Annotated in this window: 10 protein-coding genes; 3 read left to right on the top strand and 7 right to left on the bottom strand. The window is 67.3% G+C overall.

Annotated elements, in window-relative coordinates; all coding sequences use genetic code 11:
* Positions 1-61: 61 nt before the first annotated feature.
* The 6 genes from ACFP3H_RS01210 to ACFP3H_RS01185 form a co-directional block, all read right to left on the bottom strand.
* Positions 62-1,306, bottom strand: coding sequence for a DUF7373 family lipoprotein (locus ACFP3H_RS01210; protein ID WP_378598257.1), 1,245 nt, complete (start codon positions 1,304-1,306; stop codon positions 62-64).
* 36 nt (positions 1,307-1,342) lie between these two features.
* Positions 1,343-2,533, bottom strand: a complete 1,191-nt coding sequence (locus ACFP3H_RS01205; RefSeq protein WP_378598255.1) for a DUF7373 family lipoprotein — start codon at positions 2,531-2,533, stop codon at positions 1,343-1,345.
* A gap of 8 nt (positions 2,534-2,541) precedes the next feature.
* Complete coding sequence (locus tag ACFP3H_RS01200) at positions 2,542-3,747, bottom strand: DUF7373 family lipoprotein (protein ID WP_378598253.1); 1,206 nt, start codon at positions 3,745-3,747, stop codon at positions 2,542-2,544.
* Between the two features lie 174 nt (positions 3,748-3,921).
* Positions 3,922-5,142, bottom strand: a complete 1,221-nt coding sequence (locus ACFP3H_RS01195) for a DUF7373 family lipoprotein (protein WP_378598251.1) — start codon at positions 5,140-5,142, stop codon at positions 3,922-3,924.
* Between the two features lie 14 nt (positions 5,143-5,156).
* Positions 5,157-6,299, bottom strand: a complete 1,143-nt coding sequence (locus ACFP3H_RS01190; protein ID WP_378598249.1) for a DUF7373 family lipoprotein — start codon at positions 6,297-6,299, stop codon at positions 5,157-5,159.
* 130 nt (positions 6,300-6,429) lie between these two features.
* Positions 6,430-7,629 (bottom strand): DUF7373 family lipoprotein, encoded by a 1,200-nt coding sequence (locus ACFP3H_RS01185; protein ID WP_378598247.1) that lies wholly within the window; start codon positions 7,627-7,629, stop codon positions 6,430-6,432.
* 149 nt (positions 7,630-7,778) lie between these two features.
* On the opposite strand from ACFP3H_RS01185, the gene ACFP3H_RS01180 reads away from it, so the two are divergent.
* A complete protein-coding gene (locus tag ACFP3H_RS01180; RefSeq protein WP_378598245.1) occupies positions 7,779-9,086 on the top strand; it encodes an FHA domain-containing protein in 1,308 nt (435 codons plus the stop codon).
* Here ACFP3H_RS01180 and ACFP3H_RS01175 read toward each other — a convergent pair.
* Positions 9,083-10,528 carry a neutral zinc metallopeptidase gene (locus ACFP3H_RS01175; protein ID WP_378598243.1) on the bottom strand — a complete coding sequence of 482 codons (1,446 nt, stop codon included), beginning with the start codon at positions 10,526-10,528 and terminating at the stop codon, positions 9,083-9,085. The genes ACFP3H_RS01180 and ACFP3H_RS01175 overlap by 4 nt on opposite strands.
* 109 nt (positions 10,529-10,637) lie before the next feature.
* Here ACFP3H_RS01175 and ACFP3H_RS01170 point away from each other — a divergent pair, with 109 nt between their 5' ends.
* Both ACFP3H_RS01170 and ACFP3H_RS01165 read left to right on the top strand, forming a co-directional pair.
* Positions 10,638-13,130, top strand: coding sequence for an FHA domain-containing protein (locus ACFP3H_RS01170; protein ID WP_378598241.1), 2,493 nt, complete (start codon positions 10,638-10,640; stop codon positions 13,128-13,130).
* A 70-nt stretch (positions 13,131-13,200) separates the two neighbouring features.
* Complete coding sequence (locus ACFP3H_RS01165) at positions 13,201-14,562, top strand: hypothetical protein (RefSeq protein WP_378598239.1); 1,362 nt, start codon at positions 13,201-13,203, stop codon at positions 14,560-14,562.
* The last annotated feature ends 176 nt before the right edge of the window (positions 14,563-14,738 follow it).

The following is a 14,738-nucleotide window of genomic DNA, read 5'->3' as shown; positions in this document are numbered from 1 at the left end:
TGTCGAACGCCCGGACAACGAGCCTTCGGACGAAATCTAGCAAGTAAGCGACAGGTCCCGCTTACTTGCCGGTGAGCATCGCGTACTGGGCGTTGACCTGTTGATACACGTCCTGCACCTGGGTGCTTTCGACCTCGACGTAGTATCGGTCGGTCTGGAAACCGCAATAGTTGGCGGTGGCGGCCACTTCCTTGCCGTCGACAGTGGCGACGAATGTGTAGCAGGCGACGTTCTCGCCGAGACCGGGTGGCGCGCTGATCGGTTTGAAGACGCGATTTTCCGTCGCCATTGTTTCGGCGGCTTTCGCCCGCTCGGTGAAGTGACGTTCGGCGGCCTCCGGGGTGCGGCTGCGGAAGATCACGGCCTCGCCGAAGGAGACCAGGTCGATGTCGAATTCATCGAATCTGGTGAGCGACTGCGGTCCGGCGTTGATCAGCAGGGAGAGGTAGCCACGGCCGGTGAACAGGCCATCGGGCTGCGCCCGCGTCGGGTTCTCCGGGCTGCTCGGCAGGGTGCGCCCGAGCAGTCCGTCGACATCGAGCGCGATGTTCGAAAGTTCCTGTGCCGGAGTCGGAGTGAACTTGTCCAGCAACGGCAATTGGACTTCGAGCAAGCGCTCCACATGGCCCGTGAGTGACGGGAGGTCCGCCGGCTGGCTCTCGTCGTCGAGCTTGATGAAGACCACGTATCGGTCATGGACGGTCCACGAACCGATCGAGGACACGCCAGGGCGCCAATGTGCCGTGGTGCCCGGGAACCGGGTGATCTCGACCGGCTGGTTGTCGGTGTTGTAGGTGAAGTCGTCGTGCTCGAGCGTCGGGCCGACCATCTTCGCGGTCTCGGCGTCCGGGAACATCAGGACGGCGATGCTCACGGAGCGGCCCTTGTCCAAGGTGCTCCCGACCGTGGACCACGAGTTGACCCAGCCGGCGGACAGATCCTTGGCGACGTCGTCGAAGGTGTCATTGACGATCATTCGACTGAGACCCTTGCGGTTCAGCACGATCGGGGACGGGAAGAACCCGGTAACCGTCGTATAACTCGGGTCGGCTTCGAAGGGGAGTATGACGTAGTCGCCGAGCCGTTGGGATTCTCGCGCGCGAGCCTGCTTGTCGCTCTTGGCATTACCGATCGTCCGCGGCGCCGAGGGATAGTTGCCGACGTCGAGGGTGGTCTTGGGTGGTGTGGCTTGCTGAGCCTCGCCGGACACGGTCGAACCGCAGCCGACAGTCATCGAGGCCAGCACACCTGCCGTGAGAATCGCCGTCACGATGCGACGGTTCTTGTCGCCGCCGAAGCCGATCATTGTGGTTTCTCGATTCTGAGTGCGGATATGTCGCGGTCAGCGGTCGACCGCGAGCAGCTTGTACTGGGCCGAGGCTCGCTGGAGGACATCTTGGACGTTCATACCGGTGACCCTGGCCAGGTACCGGTCGTAGGCGACGTAGCAAATCGGCCGGTAGCCGTAGGTGCGCATCGTGTCGTCCTTGCGGTCGTAGCAGGCCGCGTGGGGCAGGTTCCGGGGCCCGTCGATGGGCTTGAGGAAGTCGAGGTGGGGCGCCAACAGTCCTGCCTGGAGGCGTTGGGTCGCTTTCGGGTCGCTCGCTCGGTAGACGCGGAAATACGAGGAATCGCTCGAGACGAGGTCGACTCCGGCGTCGATGAGCGCGGGCTTGGTGGTTCCTGGCCTGTCGTCGTAGGCGAGCGCGGCCTGCGCTGTTTCCACGGCACCGACCGGACGCTTGCCGACCCACAGGTCTTTGTTGCTCGGCAGCGTCCGACTCAGCATTCCGTCGATGTCGATCGGCAACGCCGGGATCTGATCCACCGGGGTGGGGACGTAGTCCTCGTGCATCTCGATGATCTTGGTGTAGGCCTTGCGGGTGAAGTCGATCGCGGCCGCGGGGTCCGCGGGTTCGGTCATCGGGTCTTCGAGGCGCACACCGAAGACCATGGTGCCGCGGGACATCCAGGAATCGAGGGTGTCACCGGCCCAACTGCTGCGCGAATCCGGAAATCCCGGAATCTCCACCTTGCTGCCCGGTCGACGCTCCTGTTGTGTGGCCGGGATGCGCTGGGCCGCGGTCGTCGCCTGGGCCTCGGTTCCGAAACGGTAGACGTAGATCCAGGCCTGGCGCCCGAGAAAGGGCTGAATGCGCCGTTCGCCGCTGGTGTCCCACCCGACGACGAGTCCCTCGGTCACCGACGGGAACTTGTCGTCATCGATTGCGGTGATCGATCCGGGGATTTGCGAGGTGATTCGCGCGACCGGGGTACTGAGGCGCTGGAAGCCGTAGCTGCGGTCGACGTCGTAGGGCAGGGGAACGGTGGCTCCGAGACGGACCGCTTCGATCGCCTGACCGGTGTCATCGGCTTTGGAGATTTCCGGGTCACGTGGGGTCGTCTGGTAGTTGCCGGTGTCGAGCTGATTCAGATCGATCGCGGGTGTCGCGGATCGATCGTCATCGCCACAGCCGGTGGCAACGGTCATGATCGCGATCAGAGCAGCGCCGACGCGCATGGAAAGTCTCATGGTTGTTCTCACTCGCTCTTCGCCAGGACGGTGTACTGGGCCGCGGCCCTTTCATACAGACCGGGATCGACCGTGCCGCCGAGCTTGGACTTGGCGACCACGACACCGACATAGCGGTCGCGAACAACCGCGCAGAGCAGGTCGTAGTTGCGCAGTGGGTCCCCTTCGTACAGCTGGATGCAGCGGGCATCGAGGAGTCCTGGTGGGGGCGCGATCTCCTCGTCGTTCTTGCCGAGTGTCACCAGTGCGGACTGTAGGTGAAACGCCCCGGCGAGGTCCTTGGCTCGGTAGACGATGCCGACGCGTCTACCGATCAGATCGACACCGCTGTCGGCGAAAGCCTGCTTCATCAACGCGGGGTTGCGTTCGTAGTGCAGGTGGCCGGCGGGCTGGTAGGCGTAGAAATCGATGTCGGTGGAGAACGGATCGCTGTAGTCAGAGGCCTTCGGTAGCGCGCGCCGCATGATCCCGTCGGGATCGAAGGGAATGTCGAGGACATCTTCGAACGGCGTCGGAGTCAGTTCCCTCATGGCCGCGAGCTGCAGGTCGAGTGACTTCTTCAGGTTCGTGCGGATCTTGGCTTCATCGGGTTGGGGCACAGCGTAATTGGCGATGACCAAGTAGCTGCCCCTGGTGACGTAGGCAACGCCGGAGTGCCAATCCTTCGATGAGGCCAGGACGTCCGGATGGCCGTCGACAGCGAAGACGTGCGACGGATCCTCCACGGTGGCCTCGACCATCTGGTCGGCGGCCTTGCCCGCGGCCTGCGCGGTGGGGAATCGCAGCACCGAGATGATCAGCTTCTTGAGACTGCGCATGTTGCCGTTGGTGCGCACCACGTACACGCCGGCCACCAGCTTGTTGTCGGACATGGCCGGTCGGTACTTGTCCGGAAGAACCGGGGATCGGAACGGATCAGCCGGAACGGTGAAGGTCTCGACACCGGTCAGTTCGCTGATTTCGGGATCGACATCGGTCGAGGAGATGACGAAATTGAGCATTCGCTTCGACTCGTGCCTGCGAACATCCTCCGGTTCCGACGACTCAGGAAGCTCGTAGGCGGTGGGTTCGGGCGAGTAGCTCCCCAACCTCAGCTTCGAGATGTCGACAGGTGCCATCCCTGGCTCGGCCGCGCCCTGCACTGTCGACGCACAGCCTGCCGCCGCGACAGAGCCGACCATGGCCAGCACGAGCAGCCTTGTTCGCAACTTCATCGGATCCCCCCGCGATAACTCTGAGCCTTCGTGGTGCCTACTCGGTGCCCGACTTTTCGGGTGCCCGAGCTGGTCGGCCGGGTCGGGCCTGGCGTTCGGCGAAGATACTACTCGACTCCCGCGCCGCCGTACTGTGCGCGGGACCACGACTGCGACCGCAGGGTCGAGCGGGTGCTATCGGGTATTGGCGAACAGCGCGTACTGGGCCGCGGCGCGTTGGTGGGCGTCCAAAAGTTGGTTGCTACTGACTATTCCGACGTATTGGTTGTACGCGAGCAGGCAGCTGAACCGTTTGACCGAGTCCGATCGGCGGTTCTCCACGCACGTGGTGTCGGGGACACCGGGAGCAGGATCGGCGTCGAGCCGGACCTGCCAGGGGAACAGCTTCTCGGTGACCGCGCGATCGGCGATGTCGGTGGAGGGCGTGCGGATCACGATGGCCGCGGTGGTGAACGCCACCTGGTCGGCTTCCATACGGGTCAGCTGTTGGTCGACGTAGGCGCGGTCGCTGGGCAGGACTCTGCGGTTGGCGAAGTGCACGGCGCCGTGTTTGCCGGTGAGGATGTAGCTGCCGCCGACAGCATCCGGATTTGTCGACTGGTCGGGGTTGAGAGTGCGCATCAGGACATGGTCAGGATCCCACGGCAGGGCCAGAACCTGCTCCTCGGTGAGCGGGGTCGTGGCGGTCAGCGCCTGGATCTGGGTGGTGAACGCGGATTCGGCGCGCGTGGTCAGGGCGGGGAGGTCGGGGGATTCGACGGAGACGAGCAGCGCGATCACGTAGCTGTCGTGCGGCAGGAACACGCGCAGGAAGGGTGAATCGGGTCGCCAATGGGCGTGTGCGCCGGGGTAGGTGGACAGGGCCACCGGCTGGTTCGCGCCGTGTTGGGCGGCGAAGTCGATGTCGTAGAACTCTTGTGCCGCGGCGTCCGCGTGTGCCGCGTCCGGGAACTGGAGCACTGTCAGGTCGGCGGTGAACTTGCTCTGGGGTTCCTTGCGCGGCCAATCGAAGGTGTCATAGATCGACCGCTCGGCCGACGCAGCCGCGGAATGGAAGCCGAAGAGCATCTTGTGCTTTGCCGCGGCGTCGCCCATCGCGCCGTAACTTCCCATCGAGGACGGCACGATCGTGCCCCACGTGACGCCGGCGTCGAGGCCGTACTTCAACTGCGGGTCGATCTGGCTCGGGTTGATCACGTAGTCGGCCAACCGCAACGCGGCCACCTCGTACCGCTCGTGGAAGGCGAGGACCGGGTCGTCGTCGTGCGCGTTGAGTGGTTCGACCGGGTAGGAGCCGGAATCGAGGGCGCGCGTGTCGGTTTCGCCGGGTAGTGCGGTGCCCGTGACGGTGGAGCCGCACGCCGTCAGCGCCGCGATCAGTGTGGCTGCCAGCACGGAGTGACGGATTCTCATCGGGCGTTCACCAGCAGTGCGTATTGGGCGGAGATCCGCTGTTGGGCGTCGAGGAGTTGGTTCGACCAGACATAGGCCGCGTAGCGGTCGTACGACACAGCGCAGTAGAAACGGATCGTCAGGCGCTGTTGCCTGCCGATGTACTCCTTGCAGCGCGCCTCCGGCAGATTGCTCGGCGCCGCCGACGCGGTGAACTTCCTGGTCAGGCCGCCGAGTTCGTCGCGGACAGCCTGCGCGCCCGCGACGTCACGGGCGCGGTAGAGCTCGGCTCCGTCGATCGCGTACAGATCGACACCGTTGTCGGTGACGAACTTCGCGACGTTGACCGGATCGTTGGCGAAGTGCCGAGCGGTCATTCCCGCGTAGACGCCGGGCGGGTTGATCCACGCGTCGAACTCGAGTCGTGGCGCGATGCGAGCGCGCATGGACTCCCGGTCACGGGGGAGATCGAGCATCTTGTCGGTGGGTGTGGGGGTGAACCTCGCCAGCGAGGGGACGGCGGTGTCGAGACTCCTACGGACCAGGTCGAGCAACGCCTGTCGGTCGACCTTGTGCAGGAAGATCTTCGGGTAGTCGTATATCCAGGTGTAGACGACGAGGTTTCCCGTCGCGTACCAGGAGCCGATCGATTGTTTGTCCGGCTGCCAATGTGCCCGCGCCGCGGGATAACCGGGAATCTCGATGGGTTGATTGTTCGGCGCGTAGCCGAAATCGAGCTGCTCGAGCGCTGTAGCCGCCGCCGCGGCCCGAGCTTCGTCAGGGAAGATCATGACCGCGTTGGTGAGTTCGATGCCGTAATTGTTGGCTTCGCTCTCGCCCGAGCTCACGAAGCCACCGATGAAATCCGGTGCGGCCTCGGTGAATCGGTCCACGGCCATGATCTTGCCCAGCGAGGCATCGGGCTCGAGGAAGACGGTGGCGATCCACGGGTTGGCGTGGACGAAACGTGGATCGATGTCGGCCGGTGTCGGGACGTAGTCGCCGAGGCGTTCGGCCTCGATGTAGCGGGCCTGACTGATGTTCGCGACCGTGCCGAGTTGCCGTGGCTGGGTTGGGTAGTTGCCGACATCGAGCGAGGCGAGATCGACCGCGACAACCTGTTCGGCGTGCCCGGAGCCGCACGCCGTGACCGATGCCATCGATACCGCTGTCACGGCAGCGCATGCCACTGCGACCGTTCTCGTCGAACGCATGGCGATCATCCCTCCCCGAAACGATGGTCGGCGGAATCCTACGTCATCGTTCCCGGGGTGGATCGGGCCAGCGAACTCACAGACTGTTCGCCAGCAACGCGTACTGGGCTGTCACCTTCTGCCGCACTTCGGGTTCGTCGTCGGCGCTGACCATGGCCAGGTAGCGCTTGTAGGCGACGTAGCAGCGGTAGACGTAGTCGTCTTCCTTGTTGCCGGAGTCGTTGAGTTTGAGGCAGGTGGAGGCGGGGACGTCGGCGGGGGCGGGGAGGGGGTCGTAGTGGCCCGCGGAGTCGATGAGGCCTTGCATGAGGGCTTGGGCGGCGGATTGGTCGCGGACTCGGGTGACGGCGCCGCCGCTGACTACCGCGTGGGCTTCGACTGCTGTTGCGTCGATGAGGTTTTGGCGGGCTGTGAGGTCTTCGGCCTGGTTGACGAGGTGTTCGGGGGCGTAGGAGGCGAAGCCGTAGGGGGCGGGGTGCATGGCGGCGCGGTCGTCGACGACGGCGCGGGCGAGCAGGCCAGCGGGGTCGACGGGCAGGGTCGCGATCTTGTCGGTGGGGGTGGGGGTGAACTTCGCGAGTTGGGTGAGTTCGGCGGCCAGAGTCTGGTCGACCCAGGCGGTGAGGTCGGTGGCGTCGGCGGTGGGACGCTGGATGAACAGCGAGACCACGAACTCCTTGTGCGCGTGGAAGGCGCCGATGCTGGGAACGCCGGGGCGCCAGTGCAGGTAGGCGTCGGGGTATTCGGTGGAGGCGAGTTTGCGGTTGTCGGGGGAGACGGCCAGGTCGACGTCCTCGAGTTCGCGCGCGGCCAGGGTGGCGGCGGCCGCGGTCGGGAAGCGCAGCACGGCCACGGTCAGGGCGGTGGCGTCGGCGCCGGGGCGGGTCTGGCCGTCGGGGTCGGGGCGGTCGGCGCCGAGGGCGGCGTAACCGGCGATGAACTCGCGGTTTCGGAGCACGGGTTCGGAGACGTGGGCCAAGAAGTCCAGCGCGCGATCGATATCGGCGATCACCGCGCCGCCGCGACCGTAGTTCAGCGACGGGTCGATCTTGACCGCCGGCACGACGGCCGCCGACATCCGGGCGCCCTCGACGACCGAACCTCGGGTGCCCGCGGTGTCGGTGTAGCGGTGGCGATCGGTGTCGAACGTGCCGGTCTCCAGTTCGCGCACGTCGGGCTCGCCCGCGAGGGGGGAGCCGCTGACGGTACAGCCGGTGAGTGCGAGCACGGCCACACACAGGGCGAGCGTGCCGCGAATTCTGCTCGGATCGATCATGACTAACCCCTCGACGTTCCTCCCGCGTTCTGTATGAAGTTACCCGCCCGGCCCGACCTGAGCGAGCCGCTTTGTCCTAGTCTGGAACCCATGGCGACCCTTCTGCTGCGTGGTTCCGGTGGAGGCCGATACCTGTGAGGGATCGGCAGGTGGAAGTGGTGCTCGGAAGTCACGCGGTCGCGCGGGTCGCGGGTGCGGTGATCGTGGTCGCGCATCGGGGGCCGGGCAGGCTCGGGCCCGGTGATACCGCGGCGGTCGCGCTGGAGTCGTTGGCGGAGTTGGTGCGTGACGCGCACGACCAGGCGCCCGCCGGGCCGGGTTCGGTGGTGGCGCGGGAGGCGACCCGCTGGTTGATGAAGTACGCCGAGCAGATCTCCCCGGGTGTGCCGATCGATTTCGGGGTGCTCTCGGCGGCCGAGAACGGTGGCGTGGCGATCTTCCTGCACGGGTCGGTGACGGCGGTGCTGGCCGATGAGCGGGGGCCGGAGTACTACCGCGGCAGTGACGCGGCGTTCACGGTCGACCGGGTGGCGTCCGAGCCGGCCAAGGCCGTGGGGTTGTTCGTCGACAATGCCAAGGGGCGGATTCCTGATCTGCCGACCGAACGCGGAATCGGTTGGCTCGTCGAGGGAATCGCGCAGGCCGGTGGGGCCGTGATCTGGTCCAACGACGTGCGCAGTCGGGTGCGGACCGCGCCACCGGTCGGCGAAACGCGCAGGCCGCCACCGGCAACCGCGCGCATCGATCGGGAACCGCGTGCGGCGCAGTCGGATTCGCGTCCGGTCGAGCCGCCCGCGACGGGGATGCAGCCCGCGACGTCGATGATGGACGCGGTCACCGGGGTCTCGCACGGCACCGTGGATCGGCCCGTCGCCGACCCGCACAACGCCGAAACCCGGCTCTCGGGCACCAATCCCGCCCCCGAACCCGATCCCGACCTGCAGCGCAGGCTCGAGGCGACCGCCAAGTCGACGGTGCTCACGGTCAAGGTGATGGGGTTCAAGTGCGCGCGTGCGCATCCCAGCGATCCGCGCTCGGCGTTCTGCACGGTGTGCGGGATGCCGGTGGACCAGACCCAGCCGCTGGCCGAGGTGGTGCGCCCGCCGCTGGGCATGCTGGTGCTCGACGACGGCATGACCTACCTGATGGCCGCCGACGCGGTGATCGGGCGCGATCCGGAGAATTCCGAAGCGGCGCAACGCGGTCTGATCCCGCTGCGCATCGACGACACTTCAGGGGGCATGTCGCGCGCGCATGCCGAAGTGCACCTGGTGAATTGGGACGTGCAGCTGGTGGATCGCGGTTCCACCAACGGAACTCGCTCCCGTCTGCCCGGCTACCGTGACTGGGTACGGCTCACCCCGCACCAGCCCATGGTCCTCATCCCGGGCACCGAGGTGATGATCGGCAACCGCGTCCTGCGCTACGAACCGGCCGCCCCGCCGCCGTTCGGCTAGGAATACCGTGAGGTGCAGGTGGTTTCGCCGTTGAGCACGCCTGCTCGGAACGCGTCGACGCGGGCGAATCCGCTCGGCACCGTGTTGCCCTCGGTGTCGCTGGCCGCCAACCCATCCGTGAGCAGTCCCGACACCGCCTCGTCGAGGTCGCCCGCCGACAGCTGGATGTCGCCCTGCTCGACCGGCCGGTCGGACTGCGCGAGTTTGCCCGTGACCACCCCCGACAGGCACGCCGCGCGCAGCCCGGTCTTCGCGCCGGTCAACTGCTGTCCCTGGCTGCGCTGCACGGCCAGGGTGTAGCGGGAGATGAACACCACGTAGCCGTTGTAGTCGCCGCTGACCTTCACCGGCAGCGGTCCGTCGTCGTCGGAATCGGTGGCGCCGCGTGCGGCCAGGCCGGCCACATCGGTGGCGATGGTGTTCTTGGCGGGGCAGTAGGTGACGGGGTCGGTGACCGCGCCGTCCCTGCATTCGATGCGCGAGCCCGCGTAGTCGTAGGTGGGCGCGTCCTGCACTGGCAAAATCGCCTGGAGGGCCTTGCTCAGTTCGACGAGATTCTCTTTCGACACGGGATATTCGCCGCGTCGGGTGTCGCCGGAGAAGGTCTGCGGGAGATTGCCACGGCGCGCGTCGATCTCGGCCTCGTCGATGCCCTTGCAGCCGCGCGCGCCGTCGGTGAAACCGATCTGCACGGCGGTGACACGTTCGAAGGCCGAACCGTGCACGCTCTCGGGGTCGTCGGGATCGGAGTCGCGGATCGAAACCGTCGCGGCGAGAACCGAATTCAGGCCGTCGGAGGTGTTGATCGTGAAGTGCTTGGACTTGCCCTCGGCCACATGGCGCATGAACGCCCCCGCGAAGCAGTCGGCCTGCTGTTCCTTGACCAGGACCGGGGTGCGCTTGTTGGCCATCTTGGCCATCGTCTGGATGGCGTGGCCGTACTCGTGGGCCAGCACCATCACCACCGACATCGAACCGAAGGTCTCGGTCATGGTGGGCAGCAGCATCGCCCGGTCCCAGCCGATGGAATTGTCGCTGCGGCAGTAAGCGGCATTGACGAGGTGGTAGGTGGTCTCCTTGCAGAACTCGACCGCCTGATTGCGGGTCGCGCGCGCGTTCCAGGAGATGAGCTTGGTGACCGGGTCGAAGGTCTCGTCGGGGAACTCGGCGGGGAAGTGCTGCTGCCAGTAGGCCTGGATGTCGTCGATCGCGTTGAGCGCCAACGTGTCCACCTCGCCGCCGTCCCCGTTGGACGCGGTGAGCGTGGAGTTCTCGACGCCGGGACGCGGGCCGTTGGGACCGCCGGTGGTCGGCAGCCCGGCCACCTGGAACGGGTCGTCGTAGATCGAGACGCCGTGACCGTCGATCGACCGCGTGCAACCCACCGTGAGCAGCGCGCACAGCGCAGCGCAGATCGCCATGAACACTGTGGCTTTCGGCATCGGTCCCCCTGGTCGGCCGGATACGCGTGCGGGTCGAACGCCCCGGACAGGTCTCGAAGCCGTCTCGGGGGCACCGCCGATGTCCGGGCGATGGCATAGTATCCGCTCCATGTCTTCACCGGGGGCGCAGACCATCACCGTGCGCCATGATGGAACCGAACGAGTCTTCGAAGCGAGCCAGCAGATCACCATGGGCCGCGCGCCCGAGGTCACCCTGTTCGTGGACAGTCCGCTGGTCTCGCGTGTGCACGCCACCTTGCGATTCAGCAACGGCGCCTGGGTGCTCGCCGACAACGGCAGCACCAACGGGGTCTTCGTCGACGCACGTCGCTTGAACCAGCCCGTCTCGATCGACCGGCCCACCCAGGTGCGCCTCGGCGACGCGATCAGCGGGCCGCTGCTGCACCTGGTCCCCGCCGCGCTCGCGACGCGGCACGCGGCCACGATGGTGGCGCCGCCGTCCACGCCGCAGCCGCCGCAGCAGCGTCCGCCGCAGCGGCCGGGACCGCAGCAACCGCCTGCCCGCCCGCAGTACGTGCCGACCTCCCAGTTGCCCGCGCAGCCGCAGGACAACATCAATATGACCCGCCGCGCCGACTCGTCGATGCTGCCGCCGGTCCGCAAGGCCGCCTCGACCGAACCCGTCGCGCGCGGTGACCGGATTCCGCCCGGGGGGCTGAGTATCGGTCGAACCTCCGACAACCAGATCGTCGTCAACGATCCGCTCGCCTCGCGCGCGCACGCCAAGCTGCTGTCCTCACCCGAGGGCCTGGTCATCGAGGACCTCGGTTCGGCCAACGGCACCTTCGTCAACGGTCACCGCCAGCAGCGGGTGGTGTTGCGCGAGCGCGACATCGTCACCATCGGCAATATCGACTTCGTCGTCACCCAGGGCGCGTTGGCGCACCGGCAGAAGCCGGTGGCCGAGCAGGGGCTGTCGGTGCACGGGGTCGGGTTCACGGTCGAGAACAACAAGCAACTGCTCGTCGATGTGAACATGACGGCCGGGCGCGGGACACTGACCGCGCTGATCGGGCCCTCCGGCGCGGGCAAGTCGACGCTGTCGAAGTTGATCGCGGGCAACACCCAGCCCTCGGGCGGTGTGGTGACCTTCGAGGGTCGCAACCTGCACGCCGAGTACGAGGCGCTGCGTTCGCGCATCGGCATGGTGCCCCAGGACGACGTGCTGCACCGTCAGCTCACCGTGCGCCAGGCGCTCGGCTTCGCCGCCGAGTTGCGGCTGCCGCCCGATACCACCAAGGCCGACCGGCAGAAGGTGATCGACGGTGTGCTGCAAGAGCTTTCGCTCACCCAGCACGCCGACACCCGGGTCGACCGCCTCTCCGGTGGTCAGCGCAAGCGCGCGTCGGTGGCGATGGAGCTGCTCACCGGTCCGTCGCTGCTGATCCTCGACGAGCCGACCTCGGGTCTGGACCCGGCGCTGGATCGCCAGGTCATGCAGATGCTGCGCGAGCTGGCCGACGCCGGGCGCGTGGTGATCGTGGTGACGCACTCGGTCGCCTGCCTGGACATGTGTGACCAGGTGGTGCTGTTGGCGCCCGGCGGGAAGACGGCGTTCGCCGGACATCCGGGTGGGGTGAGCGCGGCGATGGGGACCAGCGACTGGGCGGAGATCTTCGCCGAGGTCGCGGCCAATCCCGACCAGGCCTTCGCCAACTATCGGTCCAGGCAGGCCTACCTGCCGCCCCCGCCACCCGCGCAACACCATCGTGGGAATGTGGGCGCGCCGCCGCAGTCGAGCGGGATGCGTCAGTTCTCGACGTTGGCGCGCAGGCAGGTGCGGTTGATCTTCGCCGACCGCGGCTACCTGATCTTCCTCGCGGTGCTGCCGTTCATTCTCGGTGGGTTGTCGCTGGTGGTGCCAGGTGAGAACGGGTTCGCCCCCGGCGCGCTCGTCGCGCAACCCGACGGTTCGTTCGCCCGATCCGGCGGCAGCGAGACCCAGCAGTTGCTGGTGGTGTTGATCCTGGGCGCCTGCTTCATGGGTGCCACGTTGAGCGTGCGCGATCTGGTCGGTGAGCGGTCGATCTTCCAGCGTGAGCGGGCGGTGGGGCTGTTGCCCTCGGCCTACCTGCTGGCCAAGATCGCGGTGTTCAGCGTGGTCGCGTTCCTGCAGTCGGCCATCCTCATCGGCATCACCCTGCTCGGCAAGAAGCCGCCGGGTGAGGGTTCGGTGATCCCCAACGGCAGCGTCGAGCTCTACATCGATATCGCGATGACCGCGGTGTGCTGCGTGGTGTTCGGTCTGCTGATGTCGAGTCTGGCCAAGTCCAACGAGCAGGTCATGCCGATGCTCGTGGTGATGATCATGGTGCAGCTGGTGATGGCCGGTGGTCTGATCCCGGTGACCGACCGACCGGGCCTCGAGCAGGTCTCCTACCTGTTCCCGGCGCGCTGGGGCTACGCCTCGGGCGCTTCGACGGTGAACTTGCGCGAGATCTTCTGGGGTGCGCAACCGGACGTGCTCTGGGACCACAAGCCCGGGATCTGGCTGCTCGATATCGCGATGGTCATCGTGATCACGGCGGTGCTGGCGTTCCTCACCTGGACGCGACTGCGGCTGAAGAAGTCACAGGCATGATCGGGCAGGTCAGGGGTATATCTGCGGGCAAGATGCGCGGGTCTGTCGTCGACCGGGCACACTTGAGCCTGTGACCGTTCGAGTTGGGGCCCTACATCTGGGGTGGGACGTGGTGTCCGTTGCCGCGGGTGGCGGTGCGACCCCGGTCCGCCCGGTACAGGTGGAGGGCACCTACACCCCGCCCGCCTACCTGCTCGCCGATGCCGCGGGTCGGTTGCACACCGCCGGTGTCGACCGCCAGCGCCCGGATCTGGGGATGGCGATCGCCGATGTGCGCGACATCCTCGGCCACCCGCAGATCGTGATCGCCGGTGCCACCTGGCCGGCCGAACTCGTCTTCCGCGCCCGGCTCTACAACCCGCTGGCCGCGATCGGCAAGCATCTCCAGGGCAAGCCGCAGGTGGTGGCGCTGCCGTACCCGGACAGCTGGCCCGAGGACAAGGTCGAGATCTACGCGGCGCTGGTCGAACAGCTCGACGTGGTCGTCGAACCGCTGCCCGAGAGCGTGGCGCTGTCGGGGTATGTGCGCGCGCTGGGGCTGGTCTCCCCGCCCAGCGAGCGGCATCGCACCGGCGTCGGCGCCACCGGCATCTACTCCGACGGGCGATCGCTGCTGGTCGTGGCGGTGCACGGCGACGACGAGCAGCCGACCGAGTCGACCGAGGTCGCGGTCGGCGCCGAGGCGCTGCGCGATGCCCGCACCGCCGACAATGTGGTGATCGAGGCGATGGCCGCGGCCCGGTCGATCGGCGCCGACACCTCCACGGTGCTGCTCGCGGGCAATGTCTGCTTCAACGACGCCCTGCGGTTGGCCTTCCAGAACCACCTCGGTCAGCGCCTGCACGTGGCCGATCATCCGATGCACGCGCTGGTGCTCGGGGCGGCGCACCTGCTGGTCACCGACCCCGATATCGACACCGAGGACGACTACCAGGACTACGGCCATCCCGCGCCCGCGGTCGCCGCGCAGGTCGGCTGGGGCGCCCAACCCACGGCGCCGCCCGCGGCCCAACCGCCGGGACCGGCCGGTTTCGTCGCCGGGCCGCCCGCGCATCCGCAGGGTCCGACCGGGCTGGCCGGTCCGCCCGGCGCGCCGCCACGGCACGCGCTCGAGTCCGACGACACCGACGACGAGGATCGCCGCGGCAAGCTGCTCGGCAAGGTCAAGAAGGGTTTCTTCGGCGCGCCGGCGGTCGTCGGCGCGCTGGCGCTGGTGGCCCTGCAACCCGATCCGGCCATCGCCTCGGCCGCCGAACACGTGAACTGCTCGTTCACCCCGTACGCGAACACGGTCCCGCCCGAGGGCATCGCCACCGCGCGCGGCGGGCTCATCGGGGAGCGGGTCTGCGTCACGCCCGGCATCGAAACGCTGCGCTATCTGATTCCCGGACCCGCGCGCGCGACCGATCCGGGACCGCCGGTGGTGATCTAGGCGCGACGAGTGGCGTCCGAGGCCCGATTGGGGGTCGGTGATGCGCGGCTGGTATCGTTACCCGTTGGCGTGTGGGGCGTCGAACCGTTCGCGGTCCGACGTCCGTTCGATGTCCTGGGTCTCCACCGGCCGCCAGGACGCCTCGACCCACACGACAGGGGCCGGCAACACCGACG

This window comes from Nocardia lasii (assembly GCF_042658545.1).
GTDB classification, from domain to species: domain Bacteria; phylum Actinomycetota; class Actinomycetes; order Mycobacteriales; family Mycobacteriaceae; genus Nocardia; species Nocardia lasii.
The sequence above is the reverse complement of the archived record's forward strand: the minus strand, read 5'-3'. Positions and strand labels throughout refer to the sequence as shown.

Bases quoted from the DNA above. Each gene is read 5' to 3' on its own strand.
- ACFP3H_RS01200 (WP_378598253.1), bottom strand. From the start codon at position 3,747: ATGAAGTTGCGAACAAGGCTGCTCGTGCTGGCCATGGTCGGCTCTGTC.
- ACFP3H_RS01175 (WP_378598243.1), bottom strand. From the start codon at position 10,528: ATGCCGAAAGCCACAGTGTTCATGGCGATCTGCGCTGCGCTGTGCGCG.
- ACFP3H_RS01190 (WP_378598249.1), bottom strand. From the start codon at position 6,299: ATGGCATCGGTCACGGCGTGCGGCTCCGGGCACGCCGAACAGGTTGTC.
- ACFP3H_RS01205 (WP_378598255.1), bottom strand. From the start codon at position 2,533: ATGAGACTTTCCATGCGCGTCGGCGCTGCTCTGATCGCGATCATGACC.
- ACFP3H_RS01210 (WP_378598257.1), bottom strand. From the start codon at position 1,306: ATGATCGGCTTCGGCGGCGACAAGAACCGTCGCATCGTGACGGCGATT.
- ACFP3H_RS01185 (WP_378598247.1), bottom strand. From the start codon at position 7,629: ATGATCGATCCGAGCAGAATTCGCGGCACGCTCGCCCTGTGTGTGGCC.
- ACFP3H_RS01170 (WP_378598241.1), top strand. From the start codon at position 10,638: ATGTCTTCACCGGGGGCGCAGACCATCACCGTGCGCCATGATGGAACC.